General features: G+C 74.8%; 16 protein-coding genes. 11 read left to right on the top strand and 5 right to left on the bottom strand.

The features are described from left to right. Positions 1–559 precede the first annotated feature (559 nt). From ACH5AO_RS10730 to ACH5AO_RS10695, 8 genes are read left to right on the top strand one after another with little or no spacing between them, the layout of a single operon-like run. The gene (locus ACH5AO_RS10730; RefSeq protein ID WP_398923891.1) at positions 560–2,587 is read left to right on the top strand and encodes a hypothetical protein; all 2,028 of its coding nucleotides are present in this window, start codon (positions 560–562) and stop codon (positions 2,585–2,587) included. 8 nt (positions 2,588–2,595) lie between these two features. Then, positions 2,596–3,828, top strand: a complete 1,233-nt coding sequence (locus ACH5AO_RS10725; RefSeq protein ID WP_398923890.1) for a hypothetical protein — start codon at positions 2,596–2,598, stop codon at positions 3,826–3,828. Then, positions 3,825–6,548: a hypothetical protein gene (locus ACH5AO_RS10720; RefSeq protein WP_398923889.1), complete on the top strand. Its 2,724-nt coding sequence runs from the start codon at positions 3,825–3,827 to the stop codon at positions 6,546–6,548. The genes ACH5AO_RS10725 and ACH5AO_RS10720 overlap by 4 nt, the downstream gene beginning before the upstream one ends. Then, on the top strand, positions 6,545–7,873 hold the full coding sequence (locus tag ACH5AO_RS10715) for a hypothetical protein (protein ID WP_398923888.1): 1,329 nt from the start codon (positions 6,545–6,547) through the stop codon (positions 7,871–7,873). The genes ACH5AO_RS10720 and ACH5AO_RS10715 overlap by 4 nt, the downstream gene beginning before the upstream one ends. Before the next feature lie 51 nt (positions 7,874–7,924). Further along, entirely contained in the window at positions 7,925–9,955 is a 2,031-nt protein-coding gene (locus ACH5AO_RS10710; protein WP_398923887.1) for a VWA domain-containing protein, read from the top strand. Further along, positions 9,952–10,653, top strand: coding sequence for a 4Fe-4S single cluster domain-containing protein (locus ACH5AO_RS10705; protein ID WP_398923886.1), 702 nt, complete (start codon positions 9,952–9,954; stop codon positions 10,651–10,653). Before ACH5AO_RS10710 ends, ACH5AO_RS10705 begins: the two co-directional genes overlap by 4 nt. Positions 10,654–10,655: 2 nt before the next feature. Next, positions 10,656–12,038: a hypothetical protein gene (locus ACH5AO_RS10700; protein WP_398923885.1), complete on the top strand. Its 1,383-nt coding sequence runs from the start codon at positions 10,656–10,658 to the stop codon at positions 12,036–12,038. Beyond that, entirely contained in the window at positions 12,035–14,602 is a 2,568-nt protein-coding gene (locus ACH5AO_RS10695) for an AAA family ATPase (protein ID WP_398923884.1), read from the top strand. Before ACH5AO_RS10700 ends, ACH5AO_RS10695 begins: the two co-directional genes overlap by 4 nt. Here the strand turns inward: ACH5AO_RS10695 and ACH5AO_RS10690 are convergent. Further along, the gene (locus tag ACH5AO_RS10690; RefSeq protein WP_398923882.1) at positions 14,599–15,540 is read right to left on the bottom strand and encodes a hypothetical protein; all 942 of its coding nucleotides are present in this window, start codon (positions 15,538–15,540) and stop codon (positions 14,599–14,601) included. The two genes, ACH5AO_RS10695 and ACH5AO_RS10690, sit on opposite strands and share 4 nt — an antisense overlap. 383 nt (positions 15,541–15,923) lie before the next feature. Here ACH5AO_RS10690 and ACH5AO_RS10685 point away from each other — a divergent pair, with 383 nt between their 5' ends. Then, on the top strand, positions 15,924–16,292 hold the full coding sequence (locus ACH5AO_RS10685) for a hypothetical protein (RefSeq protein ID WP_398923881.1): 369 nt from the start codon (positions 15,924–15,926) through the stop codon (positions 16,290–16,292). Further along, positions 16,250–16,462, top strand: a complete 213-nt coding sequence (locus ACH5AO_RS10680; RefSeq protein WP_398923880.1) for a hypothetical protein — start codon at positions 16,250–16,252, stop codon at positions 16,460–16,462. The genes ACH5AO_RS10685 and ACH5AO_RS10680 overlap by 43 nt, the downstream gene beginning before the upstream one ends. 20 nt (positions 16,463–16,482) lie before the next feature. On the opposite strand, the gene ACH5AO_RS10675 is transcribed toward ACH5AO_RS10680, so the two are convergent. The 4 genes from ACH5AO_RS10675 to ACH5AO_RS10660 form a co-directional block, all read right to left on the bottom strand. After that, complete coding sequence (locus tag ACH5AO_RS10675) at positions 16,483–17,496, bottom strand: methyltransferase (protein WP_398923879.1); 1,014 nt, start codon at positions 17,494–17,496, stop codon at positions 16,483–16,485. Beyond that, complete coding sequence (locus ACH5AO_RS10670) at positions 17,493–19,151, bottom strand: class I adenylate-forming enzyme family protein (RefSeq protein ID WP_398923878.1); 1,659 nt, start codon at positions 19,149–19,151, stop codon at positions 17,493–17,495. Before ACH5AO_RS10670 ends, ACH5AO_RS10675 begins: the two co-directional genes overlap by 4 nt. A 16-nt stretch (positions 19,152–19,167) precedes the next feature. Further along, a complete protein-coding gene (locus tag ACH5AO_RS10665; RefSeq protein WP_398923877.1) occupies positions 19,168–20,412 on the bottom strand; it encodes an FAD-dependent monooxygenase in 1,245 nt (414 codons plus the stop codon). Between the two features lie 285 nt (positions 20,413–20,697). After that, positions 20,698–21,975 carry a CynX/NimT family MFS transporter gene (locus ACH5AO_RS10660; protein WP_398923876.1) on the bottom strand — a complete coding sequence of 426 codons (1,278 nt, stop codon included), beginning with the start codon at positions 21,973–21,975 and terminating at the stop codon, positions 20,698–20,700. A gap of 91 nt (positions 21,976–22,066) precedes the next feature. Between ACH5AO_RS10660 and ACH5AO_RS10655 the strand changes: the two genes are divergently transcribed. Beyond that, positions 22,067–22,546 (top strand): RrF2 family transcriptional regulator, encoded by a 480-nt coding sequence (locus ACH5AO_RS10655; protein WP_398923875.1) that lies wholly within the window; start codon positions 22,067–22,069, stop codon positions 22,544–22,546. The last annotated feature ends 34 nt before the right edge of the window (positions 22,547–22,580 follow it).

Genomic DNA, 22,580 nt, shown 5'->3' with positions numbered 1-22,580 from the left:
TCCGTGGCGCGTGCGCTCCATGGTGCGTGTTCCGGTGGCGGCGGAAGCGGTGCGGCGAAGGCCCGGCCGATACTCGCCCCGACCACGACCGGACCCCGACCGGGCGATCCGGTTGGCTTGAGGCATGGGGTGCTCGAGTGGAGGACCGGAGGGGAGCCGCTCCCTTCCGAACGGTCCGGGCCGGTGCCGTACGGCACCGGCGCGAGGGGGCGCACAGTGGGCGAGGAAATGCACCAGTGCGCCCACGAGTCCACTCACGAGACCACGGAGAGCAGCGGACCGGTTGCGGTCTGAGAACACGCTCGCGACAATGGGCCGTCCCTTGGGGGGAAACCAACGAAAACGCGTTGGACGTCCAGGAGTTGACCACAGAGCCCGGTGTGACCGGAAAAGTTCCCCGGGCTCGTCTCGAACCGGGCTCCTCCTCGTGCCGGCACCGCCCGGTGCCGCGAGGAGGGACGCCACAGCACAGCAGGGCAAGGGGGCAGATGTGACGTCCATCAGAGGTGTGACCGGGTGCGGACATCGCACCAGGCCGCTCTGAGAGGACACCGCGAACGTGTTGCTCTCTTCCGGAACTGACGAGAAGCGGTCCGGCCCGGTGGTGTGCTGCCCCGTCTGCCTCCACCCGGGACGGGACGAACGACGCTGCCGGGCGTGCGGATTCCCGCTCTTCGGGGAACCCGTCCTGGGCGCCGCGACCGAGGAGGACCACCGGTCGGCGGCGGCCGAGCTGGCCGCCGCCGCGCGCGCCTGGGACCTCGACGCGGCCCGGCGCGCGCTGAGCGGTCCGGCCGAGCGGGCGGAGATCGCCGGGCTGCTCCGCCCGGCACCCCCCGGCGTCCCGCACCCCTCCGACGACCCCGCCCCCGTCGCACCCCCCGCCCCCGGGCCGGCCGCCGAACCGCACGCCCTGGCCGAGCTGCTGCACGGGCTCACCACCGGTGAGGTGCCCGAGGTGCTGTTCGTCGAGTTCGGCACCCAGCGGGCGGCGGTGGTACGGGCGTACGCCGACGCCGCCGGTCTGCCGCACGCGCGCCCGCACGCCGAGACGCCCTGGACCGAACTGGTCCCCGGGCTCGCCCGCGCGGAGGCCCCGCGCCGCTTCCAGCTCGCCGGGGGCATCGGCACCGTCGAGCCGGTGGACCGTCCGGACTTCGACCGGGCCGTGCGCGACTGGCTGTACGCCGTCGTGCCCGGCGCGTGCGGGGGGACGGGCAGCAGCGCCACCGCGCTGGTGCTGCTGCGCGGTGGCACCGGCTGGACCCTCCTCGACCGGGCCGCCGCCGTGCTGCGCGATTCCTGCGCGGTGCGCACCGAGAGCACCCCGGACCCCGCACCCGGTCCGGGCACGGTGTCCGCCACCACGGACCGGGTCCGCCGGCTGCTGCGCGGCGCACCGTTGCGCGAACCGCACACCCTGCTCCTGGCGCGGGCCGGAGCCGGCCCGGGCGACCACCTCCCGGTGGAGCTCACGCACCACGTCCTGTTCGAGGCCGGTCTACGGCTCGCCCCCGGTGAGACCCGGACGACCTCGGTCACCGTGCACGGCGGCCTCCCGACGCCGCCCCCGGGAGGCGGCGCCGCCGCGCCGTCCGGGACCCTGACCGTCGTCCTGCCGCTGCTCGCCGGCCACCACCGCCCGGCGGACCACCGCCCCCCGCTCCTCGGCCTGCCCCGCGCCGAACTGCCCGTACTCGGCTCCGCGCACCTCACCTTCGTCCTGCACGGACCGGGCGAGATCGAGGTGCGCACGGACGGCGGCCACCTCCTGACCGAGGCACCGGACGGTGCCGGACCGGACCTGCGCGCCGTGCTCGCCCGCATGCCGCGGCACCTCCGGCGGCCCGGGACCGTGGAGCTCATCTGCGCCGTCGAGATGTCCGGCACCGACCCGGCCGAGATCGCCGAACGCGTCGCCTTCACGGACGACCTGATCCGCGCCGCCGAGCGCCACGGCGGCGCGGGCGGAGGCCTGCGGGCCGCGGTGATCGGCTACTACGACCACGCGCCCCGCAACGAGCACCAGCCCGACCGGAAGGTCATCCGGTCCGTCGGGCCCGGGACACCCGGCCGGGCACTGCGACACCTGCGGGAGCTGACCGCGGAGGTACGGACCCGGCGCTCCCTCACCTCCTCGCTGGAGGACGCGCTCAAGGAGGCCGCCAGAATGACCGCCGGGGAGCGCGACGGGTCGGCCGACCAGGTGCTCCTGGTGATCGGGGGCCGGCCGCCGGCCCCGTACGCGCAGGAGGGCCTGGTGCCCGGCTGCCCGCGGGCCGTCGACTGGCGGGAGCAGCTGCGGACCCTGCGCCACCGGGGGGTGCGGGTCGGCGTCCGGGCCGAGCCCTTCACCGTGCCCGTCGCCCCCGGGACACCCGGCGGGGACCGGCTGGGGCGCTACCTCTCCCGGGCCTGGCGGGAACTGGCGGGCCCGGACCGCCTCCTGCTCCGGCCCGGTACCGACTCGGCGGAGCGGGCGGCGCTCGCCCTCACCGCCGGGCGGTCCCACGACACCGACGGCACCCCGCTCGCGTTCACCGCACCCCCCTTCCCCCTACGGCCATCCGACCCACCTAGGAGCTGACCCCGCCCATGACGACACAGCAGCGCCGGCCCGACCCGGAGCCCGAGGGCCCCGGGGAGGCGGCCGGCTCCCCGGAGCAGAGGCAGTCCCCGAACGGGCACCCCGACGCGGACCGCACCTGGCAGTCGCTCGCCCTCGACGGCAAGCCCGGCGCCGAGGGACCGGCCCCCGCCCCGGCACTGCGGCCCGTACCGGAGCCGCTGCCGGCCGGCGCCTCCGACAGCCACACCGTCTCCGACCGGGTCACGCCGCCGAAGGCCATCCCGCAGCTGGGCGGGGCCGCTCCCACCGGCGTCAGGATCGGCGTGTGGGGAGCCTCCGGTTCCGGCAAGACGACGTTCCTGGGCGCGGTACCGATCGGCGCCATGCAGCACCGGCAACGCGCCCAGGTGAACTGGGTGATCGCCGGGATGGACCCGTCCTCCCAGGAGTTCCTGCTGGACAGCGTGGACCAGCTGGTGTCGCGGCAGCGTTTCCCCGAGGCGACCCGGGCGCAGCGGGACCTCAGATGGTCCTTCACCGGCGACGCCCAGGGCACCGGAGGCCTCCGGCGCCGGCAGATCTCGTTCGCGCTCGAGGTGCTCGACCTCCCGGGAGAGGCGTTCAACCCCAGGTCCAACCAGGTCGCCGAGGACCTGCACGAACAGGCCGTGACCCATCTGTCGGGCTGCGGTGGCCTGGTCTACCTGTTCGACCCGCTCCTGGACGCCAACCAGCAGACCGCCAGCATCAACTACTTCTACGGGATGGCCACCCAGATGGCGGCCCGGGTGCGCGACGAGAACCGGCTCCTGCGCAACGGCCGGCTGCCGCACCACGTCGCGGTGTGCATCACCAAGTTCGACCACCCGGACGTCTTCGAGCCGGCGCTGCGGGCCGGCTGGGTCACCCAGGAGCGGGTCGGCGTCGTCCCGCGGGTCCCCGACCACCAGGCGCGGGGCTTCTTCGACTGGATCTGCGACAGCTTCCGCGGCGGCAGCGCCCGCCTGGTCCGCGACGCCCTCGGCAACTTCTTCCACCCCGACCGGATGTCCTACTACGCCACCTCCGCCATCGGTTTCCAGCTCAACGCCAACAGCGAGTTCGACTACCGCAGTTACATCAACGTGGAACCGGACGGCGAGCAGATCCGCAGCTCCCCGCCGGCGCCGATCAACGTCATCGAGCCGCTGATGGCCCTCGAGGAAGGGCTGCGGGGGACGTCGCGCGGGGGTGGCAGGCTCTGGCGGGGGCGCAGGTGAGCGGGGCATCGGCCGGGACCCCGGTGCACGCCGCCTGGTCCCTCCAGGGCAAGGCACCGGGGCAGGTGGCCTACGACGTGCAGGCCGGCAGCGTGGAACCCCGGATCGCCCAGAAGTACTTCTGGGCCGCGTCCACGGAGACACCGCGCGCCGATCACGTCCACGCCCCCGACGCGCTGCCCTGGGTGGCCTTCCTCGGCGGCACCGAGGCCGGCCGGCCCGTGACCGGCCTGGTGGAGACCACCTGGTCGGGCGGGCGGGACGCCACCGGCCGGATCAGCTACTCGGCACGGTTGCTGCTCCTCGACTGGCAGCCGGTCAGCGGCGCGGGACTCACCTGGTCCCCGCTCTACACCGCCGCCCTGGACGCCGAGTGGCCGGCCGTCGGCCCGGGCGACGGGCACACGCCGCACCTCGTCCTCGACGCGGCCCCCACCATGGTCGCGAAGCTGGCCCGGTACATCGAGCAGGACATCGGGTTCGAGTGGGCCGCGCGGTGCGCCGCGCTGCTCCTCGAAGGGCGGCACGTGGTCATCACGCTGTCCCCGGAGCACGCCGGTCTCAGCGCCGTCACCCGGGTCGCCGTGCTCGACGGGATCTGCGCCCTGCTGCCGTACGGCAGCCGCGCCTGGCTGTCCGCCGCGACCTGGGCCGGTCACGGCGCCGACCACGAACTGCGGCTGACCTTCGCGCTGCGCCCCCGGGGAAGCCAGTGCCACGCCGTGCTCCGCGGGCAGCCGCCGCAGGAACCCCGTTCGAGCCAGGGCCGCGCCTACCTGGCGGAACTGCTGCGGCTGCGGCAGAAGGAGGGCATCGACGCCCTGCTCCCCCACCTGCTGTCCCACCGCACTCCGCTGACCCCGCAGGACGCCGAGCAGGCGCTGCAGCACCTGCGGGACCTCGATCTCAAGGCGGTGGTGCTGGGGGACATCGGGCAGGGCACGAGCCGGCTGAACGACGTGGCCAGGCTACTGAGTCTGTACCCGTTGGAGAGCCTGACCGAGCCGGAGGCCGCCACGTTGGCGCGGCACCTGGCGCGCAGCGCCCTGCCCGGCGGCCGCCTCGGGGCGGAGCGCGCGCAGGCCCGGAGCCTGCTCCTGGAACACTGGTCCCCGCGGGCCGGCGAGGCCCTCGCGGACGAACTCAACTCCTGGGACGCCGAGAGCCAGACCCTTCCCCGGGTGCGTGCCGCCCTCGACCTGGCAGCCGACGCGGTGTCCCGGGACGGGCAGGCCCACGCCCTGGTCCTGGCCGGCTACCTGGACGGGGGCGCGGCGGCCACGACGCCGGACGGGCTGCGGTCGCGGAGCGAGCTGCTGCACGCCCTGCAGCGTGACCTGGAGGAGACCACGGCCGCCGTCGTGCACGCCGTTCTCCTGCGGCGCCCGGCGCTAACCCTGGCCTGGCTCGACGTCAACGCCGAACGGAACACCCTGGACGACCGGCTGGTCCGGGACCTGCTGGGCCTGCCCGGCAGGGACGGCGAACGGAAGGCGCCGGACTGGCTGCGCGGCGCCGCGCTGATCCACGGCGAACCGCCCGCCGTCCGGGACGGCAGGGAGATCGACGCGTTCGCCGACGTCTCCGCGACGGCCTGGCGCACCGCCCTGGGACTCGCCTGTCACGCCGGCAACCCCGAGGTCCTCCCCTGGTTCAAGCCGGAGCTGTACGACGTCGCCGCGGGACGCGGCGGCACGGACGCGGACCGGGACCTCCTGCTCCGCGCGATCGACGTCCTCGTACCGCCGCGGCCCGGCCTCGCCGGGAAGCACGCCGCGTGGGCCGATCTGTTCCAGCGCCCCCTGCTCGGCTCGGACATGCGGCGGTCACGGTGTCTGGCGGACGACGGCACGGCGCCCGCCGAGTACGCCGCCGTCCTCAGGGGGGAGCTGCCCGCCCTGGGACTGCTGAGCTGGGAGGAGGACGCGCTGGCCGCCGGGCTGGTCGGTGACCGGCCCGAACGGGTCCCGTATCCGGTCCTGTGGGAGCTGATCCACCCTCAGGGAGCCCCGGCCGCGGGCGGTGTGAGGAGCCTGGAGGGCCCGGTGCTCACCCGGATCGCCGAGCTGTTGAAACGCGCCGGGGACTGGATCACCCACGGCATGCCCGCGCAGTGGGAGCACCACCTGAGGAGCCACCCCGACCTGCAGTGGCTCGCCCACACCGCGGACATCCGCCGGCTCGTCGCCGGCCGTACGGCAGCTCCCGAGGAACTGGGCGACGCCGTCGCGCTGGCCAGCCCCCACTCCCGGTACGCCGACCGCGTACAGGAGATCGTCGAGTACCCGTCGGCCGTGATCGAGGCGATCGGACCCTGGCTCCACGAACGAGCGGGAGACGGCGACTCGCTCCACCGCCTGACCCGGCACCTCGACCGTGCCTCGCCGCAGCGGGCGCTCGGCCGCCTGCTCTACCACTCCATCGCCCGGCAGCGGTTCGGCGACCTGGTCCGGCAGCAGGCCCTGACCGGCCACGAGGAGCTGAAGGACAGCGTCGGGCGCGCGATCGGAATCCTGAGCCAGAAGCCGTCCCGGCGACCGCCGGCACCGCCCGCGCCGTCCCCCGGCCACAGGCCGTCCAGCGGCCGGGCGCCGGTCGGCGGCCGGGGGCCGGGCGACGGCCCGCCCCTCCCGCTGCCCGGCACCCACCCCGAGCACGACCAGGACACGAGGTCCTCCTGGCTGCGCCGGCGGTGGGGGAGAGGGGACGACCGCGTATGAATCCGCCGTCCACCCTCGCCCTCGACATCGGCACCCGCTACGCCCGGCTCGCCGTCGCACGGCCCGGCGCCGCACCGCCGCGCCCGGTACCGCTGCCCGGCGACGTGCCGGGCGAGGGGCTGCCGCTCTCCGCCGCCGTGCGCGGCCGGCCCGTGGCCGCGCTGCGCGAGGCGTACGGCGCCTACCTCGCCCGGTACGGTCCGCCCGCCGGAGCCGTGGTCGTCCTGCCGCGGCGCACCGCACGGGCGTCGGCCGGCCCCGCGACGGCGGCCCTCGCCGCGGAGGGCTGTCCACGGGTCCGGGCGATCGGCACGGCGCACGCCCTGCTCGCCCTGGTCCGGCACACCGCGGGCACGACGGCCGGCACCGGGGAGGAGTACCTCGTGTGCGACGCCGGGGCCCGCGCCGTCGACGCCGCCCGCTGCACGCGGGCCGGCCCTTCGGTACTCCTTGGCGCCACCGCCGAGGCGACCGGGCCGACCGGCCGCCTGGGAGCGGAACTCGACGCGGCACTCCTCGCCGCCGCCGGTCTGCCCGACGACGAGGAAGGGCACCGCAGACTCGCCGCCGCGCGCCTGGACGACCCCGGCGGCCGCCGGCTGGGGATCGCCGTGGCCAGGGCCCTGCGCGGCCCCGACCCGTTCGACGCGATCCCGGTCCACCGCCTGGGCGACCGGGACGTCACCGCAGGGACCGTACGGACGGCCCTCCCGCCGCTGGTCGACGCGGTACGGCGGGCCCTGGACGAGGTCGCCGCGCCGCCCGGCGCGGCGACGCGGCCGCCGTTGCTGCTCGCCGGAGGCCTGGCCCGGCTCGAACCGCTCACCCGGCAACTGGCGGAGCGGCACCGGCTGCTGCCGCTGCCCGCGGACGTGGACCCCGGGTACGCGGCGGCGGCCGGCGGCGCCCTGGTGGCGGCGGGACTCGCCGACCCCGGCGACCGCTGCCCGTACGCCGTCCGTATCAGCACCCACCGCCGCGCCGCCGGACGACTGCGCACCGAGGAGCTGGAACTGGCCCCCGCCGGGGCCCTGGAGCCCGGCGGCGACACCGTGTTCGCCGCCAGGGACGGCCGGCCGGTCCAGGTCCTCCCCGACGCGGCGGCCGGACGCCCGCTGCGGGTCGAGGCCGTCGGCCCCGACGGCCGCCCGGTCCCGCTGCCGGACGTCACCCTGCCCGCCGGCACCCCGGACGGGCCCTGCCGGGTCGGTGTCCGCGTCGGCGCGGACGGGACGGCGGCCCTCGTGCTGCGCCCGGTGGCGAACGGCCCGGACGCGGAGACCCGCCTCCCGCTCGGCCCCCTGCCCGTCCCGCCCGAAACCTGATCCGTCTTCCGCCGACCCCGACCCGTGCCGCGCCCGAGGAGCTCCCCACCCATGAACCATCCGCCGCCACGCCCGAGGCAGGGACGAGCACCCACCCGTGTCGTCCACCGCGCCGCCGCCGGACTCGCCGCCCTGGCGCTCACGGCCCTGACCGCCGTGGCGTCCGGGACGGCTCCCGCGGCCGCCCGCACCCCCGCCGAACCGGCGCGGGCCGGCTCGTCGCCCGGCCGCGGCGAGATCTACTCCGAGCTCGGCCTGGACCGGGTGCCCGCCGACTACGTCGTCCTGGTGGACGTCTCCGGCTCGATGCTGGGCGAGGGGCGCTATTCCTCGGTCCGGTCGGCGCTGCTGCCGTTCCTGAAGGGCCTGTCGCCACGGGACTACGTCGCCCTGTTCACCTTCGGCGACAAGGCCGAGACGGTCTACCTGGGCCACCCGTCCGACCCCGAGGGCATCGTCGGCAAGCTGCCCGACCGGGCCGGGCCCTCCGGTGTGCGGACCGACATCGGCGCCGCCCTGGACCGCGGCCTGACCGAGCTGGAGCGGCCCGACGCCGCCGGGATCGGCTCGGTGGTGATGTTCACGGACGGCAAGCACGATCCGCCGAAGGACTCGACGTACCCCACGTCCGACGGGCCGGCGTGGAACGCGCTGCGGGACCGGGCCGAGGAACTGGCCGACGGACACGAACTGGCCGCCTACTCCCTGCCGTTGGCGACCGACGAGTCCGGCACCGCGCAGCTGTCCGGCGTCGTGCCGGACACCACCGAACTGCGGCCGGACTCGGTGCAGAACCTCACCGAATATCTCGGGCGGGCCGCCGAACGGGCCCGGGCGCGCAAGGCCGCGCGGCTGATCGCACCGGACGCGGGCAAGGGCGTCACCGCCACCCTGTCACCCACCGGGACACTCGACCTGGACGACGGCGGTGCGGCGGCCACGCTGACCCTGACCGCCACGACCGAGCGGGTGCCGCTGACCGTGACCGGCCTCGGGGCGACCGCGGACGGGCAGCCGCTCACCGTCACCGGCCTGCCGGACCGGGTGTCCCTGGAACCGGGCGCGGCACGACGGTTCGACGTCCAGGTACGGGGCGAGCCCGACGCCGGGCCGCTGCCGGTGCGGCGGACCTGGGAGGCCGAGGTCGGCCTGACCGTGCACGGCGAGGTCACGACGCCCTGGGCGGCCACCCTGGACGACGTGGAGTTCGAGGTGCCGAAGGCGGTGGAGGGACCGGCCGGGGGCCTGCGGCTGCGGGCGGAGGTCGGCTCCGTGCTGGCCCTGCCCCTGCTGACCGGGGTTCCGCTGGTGGTCCTCCTCGCGGCCCTGCTGCTGTGGACGCGGTCCCACCGGGCGGTCCTGAACGGCGTACTGGTCCTGTCCCCGGCGTCCGGCGACGGCCCGCAGGACCACATCACCCTGCACGGACGGCGGCAGGCGCTCGCACCGCCGCGGATCGGCGGCGCGGGCCGCGTCCACGGGCGCCGGTTCCGGGCGGACGACGGCCGCCGCGGGATCGCGCTGCACCTCAGCTACAGCCCGGACGGCACCCCGGCGCGGAGCGCGGACGCCGTGTGCCGGCCGGGCGACACGGTGGTGGTCAACGGCATCCGCTTCGCCTACCGGACGGACCACGACGGGCCGCCCGCGTCCGCCGTACCGGAAACCGGCGGGGTACCCGCCCCCCTCCCGATCCCGCGGCCCGGCTCGCTCCCGCCTCAGGGGGACGGCTCCCGGCCCGGTTCGCTCTCGCCTCAGGGGGACGGCTCCCGGCCCGGTTCGCTCTCGCCTCAGGGGGACGGCTCCCGGCCCGGCTCGTTCCCGCCTCAGGGGGACGGCTCCCGGCCCGGTTCGCTCTCGCCTCAGGGGGACGGCTCCCGGCCCGGTTCGCTCTCGCCTCAGGGGGACGGCTCCCGGCCCGGCTCGTTCCCGCCTCAGGGGGACGGCTCCCGGCCCGGTTCGCTCTCGCCCCAAGGGAACGGCTCGCTCCCGCCCCACGGGGACAGCCCCTGGGGCAGCTCCCCGCCGGGGCCGTCCGCGCGGCGCGAGAGGCCCGCGCCCTCGGAACGGGACCTGCCGTGACCGGCCCCGTCCTCAACGTCGCCGCCACCCGGGTCGGCACCCACGCCCTGGGCCCGGGGCGACGGTCGGTGGTGTGGGTGCAGGGCTGCCCCTTCCGCTGCGCGGGCTGCCTGGCCCCGGAGTGGATCCCGGACCGCGCCGCCCGCCACGTGGAACCCGCCGAGCTGGCCGACGAGTTGCTCGCCGATCCCGGCGTGACGGGCCTGACGCTCTCCGGCGGCGAGCCGATGGCCCAGGCCGCCGGGCTCGCCGCGCTGGTCCGCGCGGCCCGCGACCGCCGCGACCTCTCGGTGCTCTGCTTCACCGGCCACCGCCTGGAACGGCTGCGTACCCGCCCGCCCGCACCGGGCGTCACCGAACTGCTCGGCCTCCTGGACGTGCTGATCGACGGCCGGTACGTCGCCGGCCTCGACGACGGCAGGGGACTGCGGGGAAGCAGCAACCAGCGCGTCCACCACCTCACGCCCCGGCTCGCCGGATGCGGATACGACTTCACCGGCGGGCCGCGCACCGCCGAGATCACCGTCGACGGGACCACCGCCCTGCTGGTCGGGGTCCCGCCCCCGGGGCTGCTCACGGCCTTCGACTCCGCCGTGGAGGAGGCCCGTTCACGGCTGCGCCTCCCCGGAACACCCGACGCGACGCCCGGCACCACCCGGGCGCGGACCACTGCCGACCGAACAGGTGAGGACGACTGACCATGAGCGGCAAGAAGCGCATCCTGGTGGACGAGACCGAGTGGTACCGGGCCCAGCGGGCGGCCCAGAACCTCAAGCAGGTCCGCCGCGACGTCCCCCGGCTCCTCGACGAGGTCCGGCGGCGCACCGAGGCCGACCAGGCCCGCACCCGGGCCCGGCTGGAGGAGCACGCCCGCCGGACGCAGGAGGCGCTCTCCGGTCTGACGGCCCACACCCAGCGGCTCGAACGGGACACCGAGCGCAGGCTGCGCGAGCAGTCCGAACGCCTGCACAAGGAGCTGCGCGGCACCGCGGAACGCCTCGAACGCGACACCCGTACCAGGCTCGCGGAACAGCGCGCGGCCCTGGAGGGGCAGCTCGCCGCCGAACGCGAACAGCGCCGCCGCGACATCACCGGCCTGACCGAACGCGTCGACGAGCTCGCCGGGAACCGCGAGCGTGCCGCGGCCGCCGTCCGGGACTGGCTCGCCGACGGCGCCACGATGGCCGGTCTCGTCGCCACCCTGCCGCACGAACGGCACGCTCCCGGCAGGCTCGACCGGCTCCGCCTGGACCTCGACACCGCCCGGCGGAACAGCGACGCCGGCCATCACGAGGCCGCGCTCCCCTTCGCGCAGCGCGCCTACCTGGACCTCGGCGAACTGCGCCTCGACATCGAGCACCGGGAGCTGGAGCGGCGGCTCGCCCAGGGCGCCGCCACCGACGCCCTGGTCCTGGTCGAGACCCTGTGCGCGCAGAACGAGGTCAGGCCGGTGACCGGCCCCGACGGACGGCCGCTGCAGGGTGCCGAGCTCGATGTGGACCACTGGTCGGAGGGCGAGCTCGAAGAGCTGCGGGGCCAGGTCGCCGAGCGGCTCTCCCGGGCGAGGGACGACGCGACGACCGCCGCCGAGCAGCGCGAACTGGCCGCCGAGGCAACCGAGTTGGAGCAGCGGCTCGGCGAGGTCGTGGACCGGGCCGGCATGCGGCTGCTCGCCTCACAGCTCCGGGTGAACCTCGTCGACTCGGTGGCCGGGACGCTCTCCCGGATCGGCGCCTACGAGCTGACGGACGGCGAGTACGAGGACGAGGACGAACGCCGCTCGTACCACGCCGTCCTCGAGCACGCGAACGGCAACAAGATCGTGGTGCAGGTCCTGCCCGCGCCGGAGGGGGAGACGGGGCAGGTCCTGCGGGTCCTCTCCTACGACTACGACACGGCCTCGGAACGTGAACTCCGGGACCGCGCCGAGGCGGTACGGCACGCGCTCGCGGACGACGGGCACCCCACCGGGGCCCTGGAGAGCGAACCCGGCCTCCCGGACCCGACGGCCGTCGACCTGGACCGGTTCCGCAAGCCGGAGGCCGCCATGCCGCGCAAGCGCCCGGCCGACGGCGTCTCGTGACCGGTCGGCTCGGCTCCCGCTTCGCCGACCTGCGGCTGAGCGTCGGCGAGCCGTTCACCGTGGTGTACGGGCCCGGCGTGGACGACACCTTCGTCGGCGCCGATTACCGGGAGAGGAACCTGGACGCGGTGCTGTGGCACCTGCTGCGCGCCCGGTCCTGCGCGTACGTGGCCTACAGCTCCCAGCGCCGGCCCCTGTACTTCCTGGACCCGGAGTCCGAGGCGCGGTCCCGGCCGTCCGGCCGCGCCCCGGCCGGCGCGCCGCCGCGCACACCGACGGGACCGGCGGACTCCGCGGGGCCCGAACTCATGCGCCACCCCAGGCTGCGCGGCCCGCTCGGCCGGCGGGTGGTCAGCCCGCCCGCACCACGGCGGAACCCCGCGCCCGCCGCGGAGGGGACCGGCCCGCACGCCGAGCCCGGGCCGCCGCGCGCCCTCTCCGACCCCTTCACCGTCATGACACTGACGGGATACCTGACCGATCCGCCGCACCGTACGGCCGTGGTGTTCACCGAGGCGGAGAGCACCCTGCGGCACACCGACGCCACCCGCCCCCTGAACACCTTCTTCAGCGACTGGGCCCGGCACGGCGACTACGACCACCCGGTCGTCCTGGTCTTCGCACGCCCGACGTTCGACGCCTGCGTGGAGTACGTCGAATCGCTGCACGGTTACCCCGGCCTGGCCGCCCGGCTGTGCCGGCCGGCCACGCCCTCCGTCCGCGTCGGCTTCCCGGACGAGGCCGAACTGCACCGCCTCGTCCAGCGCATGCGCCTGCGCGACGGTCTGCGCATCGGCGACTGGAGCGAACTGGACAGCGTCGTACGGGCGATGGCCGCCCAGCCGCTCACCGTGAAGAACTGGCGCAGCAACCTGCTGTCCCTCGGCGACACCCCGCTCAGCGGCAGGGAGCTGACCGAGCGGGGCTGGCTGCCGCGCTCGGGCCGGGACACGCGCCCGGCCGAGAAGCAGCTGGAAGACCTGGTGGGCCTGGAACCGGTGAAGGAACACCTGAAACGGCTGCGCAGACGGGTGGCGGCGGAGGTGCTGCTGCGCGGGCGCGGGCTCGGCGAGAACGCCGAAGCAGCCTCCCCCCACCTGCTGTTCGCCGGTCCGCCCGGCACCGGGAAGACCATGGTGGCCCGGCTCGTCGGCGAGATGTACCGGGAACTCGGCGTGCTGAGCCGCGGCCATACGGTGGAGACCCGGCTCGACGACCTGATCGCGGGGTACGTCGGACAGACCTCGTCCCGCGCCCACGCCGTACTGGACGAAGCCGTGGACGGGGTGCTGTTCCTCGACGAGGTGCACGGCCTGAGCAGTGAGAACGGCAGCTTCGACCGGGACGCCCTGAAGGTCCTGCTCGCCAGGCTGGAGAACGACCGGGACCGGTTCGTGGTGATCGCGGCCGGATACCCCGACAAGGTCGACGAGTTCCTCGCCTCCGACGACGGCCTCCACCGCCGGTTCGGCGAGCGCGTCACCTTTCCCGACTACCCGCCGGACGTGCTGCACCGCATCCTGCTGCGGTACCTGGAGGCACGCGGCCTGCGCTGGGACGGGACGCTGACGGACCTGCTGCTGCGGGTCGTCACCGAACTGCACGCCACGCGCGGCCCCGACTTCGGCAACGCCGGCACCATGCGCAACCTCAGCGAGAAGATCTTCACCGAGTGGGCCGTCCGGGTCGGCGAGGACATCGGGCAGCCGCTCACCGCCGAGGACCTGCCGGAGGGCTACCGCGCCCTCCTGCCCCGGCCCGCGCCCGACGACGGCACCCTGCTGTCCGAGCTGGACGACATGGTGGGCCTCGCCCCGGTGCGCGAGGCGCTCACCGACCTCGCCAACCGCATCCGGCTCCGCCAGGCCCGCGGCAGGGACCTGCCCGAGCCCCCGAACCTGCTGTTCACAGGACCGCCCGGCACCGGCAAGACCACCGTGGCGCGGGCCGTCGGCGCGATGTTCCGCAAGCTCGGAGTGCTGCGCAAGGGCCATGTGGTCGAGACCACGCGCGCCGACCTGGTCGCCGAGTACGTCGGCCAGACCGCGCCCAGGGTCCGCGAGGCCGTGCACGCCGCCCTCGACGGCGTGCTCTTCATCGACGAGGCGTACAGCCTGGTGACCGGTTCCGGCACCCACGGCGCCGACTTCGGCAAGGAGGCCATCGACACCCTGGTCAGCGAGATGGAGAACTGGAACGACCGGCTCACGGTGATCGCCGCGGGGTATCCGCGCGAGATGGACGCGTTCGTGCGCAGCAACAGCGGTCTCGCCTCCCGCTTCACGCGGAGCGTGGAGTTCCCGCCGTACGGCACCGGGGAACTGGTCGAGGTGCTGCGCCGGAGGGCCGCGGCCGACGGCTACCTCCTCACGCCGGAGGCCGCGGAACGGGCCGGGCGGTGGTTCGACGGCCGACGGCGCGCCGATCCCACCGGGTTCGGCAGCGCCCGCGAGGTACGCGGCCTGCTCGACGCCATGGAGTCCCGTCTCGGCGGCCGCCTCCTGGCGGGCCCCACCGACGCCGACCCCTCCACGTTCACCGCCGACGACGTCCCGCCCCCCTAGTCCAGCGCCTCCCGCAGTACCCGGTCGATCTCGCCGAGGCGTCGTTCCACGTCGGCGGCGGCGAGCCGCGCGTGCTCGAGTGCCGTACCCGTCTTGACCGGCCGGTCCCCGTGAGCGCCGCCGCCGTCGCCGTCACCGTCGGCGTGCCCCCACGCGGACAGCGCCTCCGCCAGCTCCCGGTCCGCCCGCGCGTAGCGCTCCAGTTGGGGAATCCGCTCCCCGAGCGCGGCGCGGACCGCCTCGAGGCGCCGGCTCCGCTCGTCCAGCTCGGAGGTGACCCGGGCCAGCTCCCGCTCCTCCGCGGCGAGCCGTTCGCCGCTCTCCTCGGCCCGGCGCAGGGCCTCCCGGGTCCGCGGAGCGAGCGCGTCCAGCTGGTCCTCGCTGAGCCGCACCAACGCGCCGCAGTCCGCGGCCAGTGTCTGCTCGGCGGAAGTGTCCCGGGAGCGCAGCGCCTCCAGACGTTCGTCCACCACCCGCCGCTGTCCGCTCAGCGCGTCCAGCGTGTCCACCAGCCGTTCCAGGCGGCGCAGTTCCGCGATGCGGTCCCGCAACTCCGCGTGGTCCGCGAGGCGTCGGCGCAGCTCGTCCTCGGCGTCGGCGAGCCGCTCCAGCGCCGTCCGGTCGGCCCGCAGCCGTTCGTGGAGCGCGGTGAGCTCGGCGAGCCGCTTCTCCAGCTGCTCCGCCGGCCGCTCCCCGGGGCGGGCGGCCACCACCAGGAGGGGGGCCTCGGCGGCCAGCGCCGGGACCTCCTCCAACGCGTCGTACAGGCCGAACACCCCCTCGAGCGCGGCGACACCGTCGTCCCGTCCTTCCGCCAGCACCTCCGCGGCCCACCGGAGCGAGGCACCGAGCGCCGCGAGGGCGTCGCCTCCCGCGAGCGCGTCACGCAGTGCCTGGCGGGCACGCCCCTGTGAGGACGTGTCGTCCGCAGCCGTCATCCCCGCCCCGCTTCCCTGTCCACACCGCTGCCTCAGGCAGCGTAGCGCCGAAGTTCCGGCCGGCAGGCGCATTCACCTGTGGGGCGGGGTCGCCCGGATCTAGACTGCGCCATCGGTGAACCGGCCCTGCCCCACGGACGGGGCCGGGGGGAAGGGGGAGCCCGTGAGTGAGTCGGTGCGCTTCGAGGGTCCGGAGGGCTCCGGGCTCGTGGTGGAAGTCGCCGACGACACCCCTGGACTCGAGCCGATCCCGCGCCGCGAGGACGGTGTCGTCGAGGCCCGTCGGCGGCTCCGGGAGTCGCCGGAGTCCACGCCGCCCACCCTGCGGTCGGTGGTGGACACCGCGCGCCCTCGCTCCGCAGGAGACGGAGATCGAGTTCGGCATGAAGTTCACCGCGGAGGCCGGTGTCGTCGTCGCGAAGACCGCGACGGAAGGGCACTTCGCCCTGCGGCTGCGGCTGCGGTGGACGCGGGCCGACACCGCGCCGGCGCGGCCGGCGGGCTCCGGGAACTGGCGGGCGTGGCCCCCCAGCCGGGAACAGCCGCCTTGGCCGGTCGGCATCCGGCGGGAAGCCGCCGACGGTCCGGCGCACGGCGTCGGCGTGCTGTGCGGGCCACGCCACATCCTCACCTGTGCCCATGTGATCGGGCGGGCCGGGGACACGCCCGACCCGCCCCGGAAGCCCGACCCGTCCCGGAAGGCGACCCCGTGCCCGAAGCCCGCCCCCCGCTCCCCGCGGAACCCGTCCTGACCTCACTGGTGCTGGCCCTGTTCGGCGATGTCGCCTCCGCCGAGCAGAACTGGCACGAGGCGCGCCACTGGTACCGCCGCGCCCTGGCGGCACCTGACGGGGACCGGGCACACGACCGTGCTCGCGCGGCCCTCGGGACCCTCCCCCCGCAGCGCCCGGACGACCGGTGAGCCGGGTGTCCCCGGGCGGGTCAGCTCGGTGCCGCGACCATCAGATGCGTCTCCTGGGGAAGGCCGTGGAGGGATTCCACCGTGAAGCCGGCCTTGTCGAGGAGGGTGCGGTACTGCGTCTCGTCCCGCTCCCGGCCACCCCCGAGGACCACCAGCATGTGCATGTTGTAGCCCTGGGTCAGTGAGGAGCCGGTGCCCCGGGCCAGTACGCGTTCCAGGATCACCAGCTTGCCGCCGGGGGCCATCGCGCGACGGCAGTTGGTGAGGATCCGATGGCACGCCTCGTCGTCGAAGCAGTGCAGGATGCGGGAGAGGAGGTAGACGTCGCCGTCGGACGGGACCGACTCGAAGAAGTTCCCGGCGATCCGTTCGCACCGGTCCGCGTGGTCCGTGGCGATCGGGCGGTCCTTGCTCTCCTCGATCACGTGCGGGGCGTCGAACAGGACGGCGCGCGGGCCCGGGTTGGCGTTCAGGATCTCGTTGAGGAGCGCTCCGTGGCCGCCCGCGACGTCCACGATCCGCCGCGCCCCGGAGAAGTCGTAGGCGCTGCTGACCTCGGCGAAGAAGGGTGTGCCCGCCACCATGGCCCGCTCGTAGGTCAGCGAGACCTCGGGGTTCTTGTGCAGGTACGAGAACAGGTCGGAGCCGTAGACGTGTGCGAACGCCGAGCGCCCGGTGCGCAGCGAGTGGGAGAGCGCGCCCCAGGCCGGGTAGAAGTGCGAGCCGTAGATGCGCACGTGGTCGCGCATCGAGTCGCGGGTGTCGCTGCGCAGCAGTTCACCGACCTCGGTCAGCGCCCAGCCGTCGGCCTCGTCGCCCTCGACCACTCCGAGGCTCTCCAGGAACAGCAGGAGCCGCCCCAGCGCGTCGGCGTCGGTCCGGGTCTCGATGGACAGGTCGACGGTCGAGGCACGGCCCGCCGCCGCGATGGCGTCGACGGTGCCCGACTCGACGGCGAGGTAGACGGCCTGGGTCTTCCAGAACCCGGCCATGAGCTCGAACAGGTGACGCCCTGCCGTTTCCTTCACGGTCATGCCCCCATCGTGGTGTCCGACGCCGTGTGCGGCCCGCCGGGCGGCGGGTGCTCTTCCCGTATCAACCGGGCGAGTTCGGAGCGCTGTACCTTCCGGGTCGAGGTGCGCGGCAGGTCGTCGAACCGGAGTTGGTGGAAGTCGCTCATCGGGGGCAGGTCGAAGGTCGCCCGCCGCCACCGCTTCTCGTCGAGGGGCGCCTCGCCCCGGGTGGCCACGACCGGGACCGGCTCGCCCTGCGGGCCCGCCACTATCACCACTTCCCGCAGTTCTTCGAGGCGGCCCATCAGGAGGTCCTCGACCGCGAGGTTGCTGTCCACGGCCTCGATCCGGTCCACCTCGCGGTCGATCAGGTGCAGCAGGCCCCAGCGGCTGAGGTAGCCCATGTCACCGACCCGCCACCAGTCGTCGCGCAGTTCGCTCCGGAACCGTTCGTCCTCGCCCAGGTAGGTGAGGATCCGGGTGCGGCTGCGCACTTCGAGGTGGCCGGTCCGTCCGGCCCCGAGCCGGCGGCCCGAGTCGTCGACGACGCGCATGGAGATGAAGCCGGGCAGCGGCATCCCGACGCAGCGGCCGTCGGCCTTGTGGGCGGTCTGGCGGGTGTACCAGCGGCCGGCCATGGGACCGATCTCCGACTGCCCGTAGAACTGGACGAAGACCGGCCGCTTGTGCCGTGAGGCGGCGAGCATCCGCTGGATGGTGCGCGGGTGCATCGCGTCGAACGTGGCGCCGAAGACGCGGACGCTGGACAGGGGAGCGCCGGGCGCGTCGTCGAGTTCCTCCCAGTCGACGTACGTGTTGGGGTGGGTCTCGATGTAACCGGGGCGGGTGCGGACGAACAGCGGGCCGATGCGCTCCGGGTGCGGATCCACGGCGATCACCAGCGGGTTGCCGTGGCTGAGGAACATGGCGATCCCCTGGTAGAAGCGGGAGTGCACGAACGTCATGCACAGCGCGGCCGTCTCCTTGCCCCGGATGGGCCAGGAGACCAGCCGCTGCGGCACGAGCCGGTGCCAGCCGGCCTCGGGGCAGTGCACGGCCAGCTTCGGGACGCCGGTCGTACCGGAGCTGTGCGTGATCAGTGACGGCTGACGCGGGTGGAGGAACACCGGCTCGCGCCTGGGGGCGTCCGCGTACTCGGCGAGCGCGGTCGGTTCGATGGTCCGCCCGGAGGTTTCCGTGACGGGGCCCGAGGGTGCCGTACCGGCGGACAGCAGGATCTCGCGCACGTCGTCGGCCAGGGGCACGTCGCGCAGCTTGCCCGCCAGGGTGTCGCCGTCGGTGAGCAGCCACGGCTTCTCGAGCCGGACGAGCAGTTCGTGCGCCACCGCGCCGTCCAGGGCCGGTGACAGCAGCGCGGGTACGGCGCCGATGCGCGCGGTGGCGCAGGCGAGCAGCGCGATGTCGAAGTTGTCGGTCTTGTACAGGGCCACCCGTTCGGTGGGCCGGACGCCGGCCGCCCATAAGCGGGCCGCCAACTCGTCTATGTAGTCGGCCAGTTGCCCGACGGTGAAGTGGGTGCCCCGGTCGGGTGCCGACTGCAGCGGGCGGTCCAACGTCACGTGTGTCGTGGCGTCGCGGCGCGCGGCGGCATGGAAGAGGTCGCCGATGTAGAAGCCGTTCCCGCGGGTGACCCGGCTCAACAACGTGTGCAGCACTGGTTCTCCTCGTAGGTCAGGGGCGGGGGGTGAGACGTACGGCCGCGGGCTCCCGTCCGGCAGCCCGTTCGGGCCCCGGGACCGTGGTCGCCGCCGCGGCGTCGTGGCCGTACAGCCAGTCGAGGTGCTCCAGGTCCTGCCGCGCGCGCATGTCACGGTCGCGCCGCTCCTGGTGGGCGCCGTCGGGGAGGTGGAACGTCCGGCCCAGGGCGCGGGCGCGCCGGTGGACGTCGGCGGTGCGGGGCAGGCGGAGCCCCTCGTAGCGGCGGACGGCCCCGGCCAGGTCGCCGGGGCGGGCGTCCTGGAGGCAGCGTGCGAGGACCACGGCGTCCTCCAGCGCCTGGTTCGCCCCTTGGGAGAGATAAGGGAGGGTGGGGTGGGCGGCGTCGCCGAGCAGCACCACCCGGTCGGTGGCGTACCGGTCGGCCATGTCGCGGTCGAACAGGTCCCACCGGGTGACCGAGGCGGCGGCGGTCACCACCCGCCGGACCTCCTCGTGCCAGCCGGCGAACGCCGCGTCGAGGTCCTCGACCGCGCCCGGGGCCGACGTGGAACCGGAGCGGGTGTCCGGGCTGACGCCGACGGCGCTGAAGTGGACCGTGTCGCCGCCCGCGATGGGGTAGTACGTGACGTGCCGTTCGGGGCCGAGCCAGAACACCACCCGCGGATCACGGGTGAAGGAGGGCACCACCTCGGCCGGGACGAGACCCCGGTGCACCGAGTAGCCCGAGAACCGCGGCGCGTCGTCGACGACCGCCGCGCGGACGACGGAGTGCACGCCGTCGGCCCCGATCACCAGGTCGGCGGTGGCCACGGAGCCGTCCGTGAGGTGGAGTTCCACCGCGTCGGGCCGTTCCACCAGGCGGGTGCAGCCCTTGCCGAGTTCGACGACGCCCTCGGGCAGGGCGGACACCAGACAGCGCTGCAGATCCGCGCGGTGGATCAAGTAGTACGGGGCGCCGAACCGTTCGTCGCACAGGGTGCCGTGCGGCACCCGGGCGATCGGGCTTCCGTCGTCCCACCGCCGGGTCTCGATGGCACCGGCCCGCACCCCGGTCCGGGCGAGGGCGTCCGCGAGCCCGAGCCGGTGCAGGACGCGCACCCCGTTGGGGGAGAGCTGGATGCCCGCGCCCACGGCCCCCAGCACCGGTGTCCGTTCGAAGAGCCGGACGTCCATGCCGTGACCGTGCAGGAGTGTGGCGGTGACCAGGCCGGCTACGCCACCTCCCACGATGGCTACCTGTGCCTTCGACGGGGCCATGCGCATCCTCTCGACCAGGGGGAGGTTGGTCCGGGTGACGCCGTGAGGGCCGGTTCGCCGCCCGGACCGCAGGGTTCCGTCAGCGTCGCAAACACCTGTCGAGGCCGAGCAGTAGGAGTGCTCAATGCCATGGGCACGTGCGGGAAAAGAGGCAGGAGCCCACCCCGGGGGATTGGGTGGACTCCTGCCGGTCCGTTGTCCGGACGGTCCGTTCGGCCGTCCGGCGGCCCGCCGTGGCGGGCGGCTCACCGGGCCGCGGTCCGTCGCCGGCCCGCGGCGGAGCGCCTACACGCGTTGGTCCTCCTCGATCCGGCGCGGTGAGAGCCGGGCGATGGGGGCGAGCATGAGCAGGGTGACGGCGGTGAGAAGGCCGAAGCCGAGGCGGTAGTCACCGGTGGCGTCGCGCAGACCCCCCACGATGACCGGTCCGACGGCCGCACACGCGTACCCGACGAAGAACGCCATCGCGGCGAACCGCCCGGCCTGGGCGGCGTCCCGGCTCGCCGAGACGGGCAGGGTCAGCACCAGCGTGAACAGTCCGCCGTGTCCGATGCCCATGGCGAGGACCCAGAGCCAGGTGCCGGTGCCCGGGCTGAAGGCGAAGCCCAGGAATCCCACGGCGGTCAGCGCCGTCGTCACCGCCAGTCCGAAGCGCTTGTCGTCGCGCTCGCCGAGCAGGGCGGGAACGCCCAGCATCGCGACGACCTGGATGGAGATCATCACCGTCAGCACGAAGCCGGCCCGGGCCTCGCTCAGTCCGCCGTCGTCGTGCAGCAACGGCGCGATCCACGCCAACTCGCAGTAGTACAGGGCGGAGTTGCCGGCGGAGATCGCGGTGATCCGCCAGGCCAGGCCGGAGCGCCAGGGCAGACCGGTGGTGGCCGGGCCCTTGGGGCCGTCGATGTGGGAGAGGCGCAGTTGCCCCTTCGCCGCCGACCAGAGCACGATGCCGGCGACGGCGAGGAGAGCCCATGACGCCAGGGCCACGGGCCAGGAGTCGACCGCGTCGGCCAGGGGGGCGCTGACCCCGGCCGCCACCGCGCCGCCCAGTCCGAGCCCCGCCGTGTAGATCCCGGTCACCAGGCCGGCGCGGTCGGCGAAGCGGGTCTTCACGACGGCCGGCAGCAGCGTCTGGGTGATCGCGATGCCGGCGCCCACGACGGCGGCACAGCACAGCTGGAGCCAGGTGGTCCCGCCCAGTCCCCGGGCCGCGGTGGCCACGGCGACGACGGCCAGGCCGATCAGCACACCTCGCTGCAGTCCCCACCGGCGGCCCACCGACGCGGCCAGCGGAGCGCACAGGCCCATGGCCAGGGTCGGGATGGTCGTCAGCAGGGACACCGCGGTCGCCGACAGGTCGAGGTCCGCGCGGATGCGGTCCACCAGGGGGGAGACCGCGGCGATCGCGGGACGGAGGTTGGCCGCCGCCACGAACAGGGCCACGGCGGCGAACCCGAGGGCGGCGCGCTCCTGGCCGGAGGCCGCGGCGGCGCCTTCCGATCGGTGACCCGGTGCCGCGGCGGCGGGTGACGCGGAGGATAAACGATCTTCAGTCTCGCTCATGACCTGCACCTTCGTCTATCTCGGATATGTGCCGTCCTTGTTTATACCAGGATCTCGGACAGTCAACATCCGAGACTGCTAGTCTGGCGTCATGAAGCTGTCCAATGGAGTCGAGTGGGCGCTGCACTGCTGTGTCTCGCTCACTCAGAGCCAGGCCCCCGTGCCGGCCGGGCGGATCGCGAAGCTGCACGGCATCCCGCCGGCCTACCTCGCCAAACACCTGCAGTCGCTCTCCCAGAGCGGCATCCTGCGCTCCACGCCGGGGCCGGCCGGGGGGTACGTGCTCACCCGGTCCCCGGACCGGATCACCGTCCTGGACGTCGTCCTGGCGATCGACGGCCCCGAACCGGCGTTCCGCTGCACGGAGATCCGCAGACAGGGCCCGCTCGCCCTGGAGCCCGAGAAGTGCCGCACGCCCTGTGCCGTGTCGCGGGCCATGGCCGCCGCCGACTCCGCGTGGCGGGCGGCGCTCGAGGGCGTCACGATCGCCGACCTCGCCCGGGACATCGAGGCCGACAGCTCGGGAGCGGCCATGGGGTCGGTACGGCAGTGGCTGGCCGGGACGGGATAGCCCGTCCCTCCTCCCGCCCGCGCCGCCCCCTTAC

The organism is Streptomyces sp. NPDC018964 (genome assembly GCF_044390325.1).
Taxonomy (GTDB): domain Bacteria; phylum Actinomycetota; class Actinomycetes; order Streptomycetales; family Streptomycetaceae; genus Streptomyces.
This window is presented reverse-complemented; position numbering and strand designations above follow the sequence as displayed.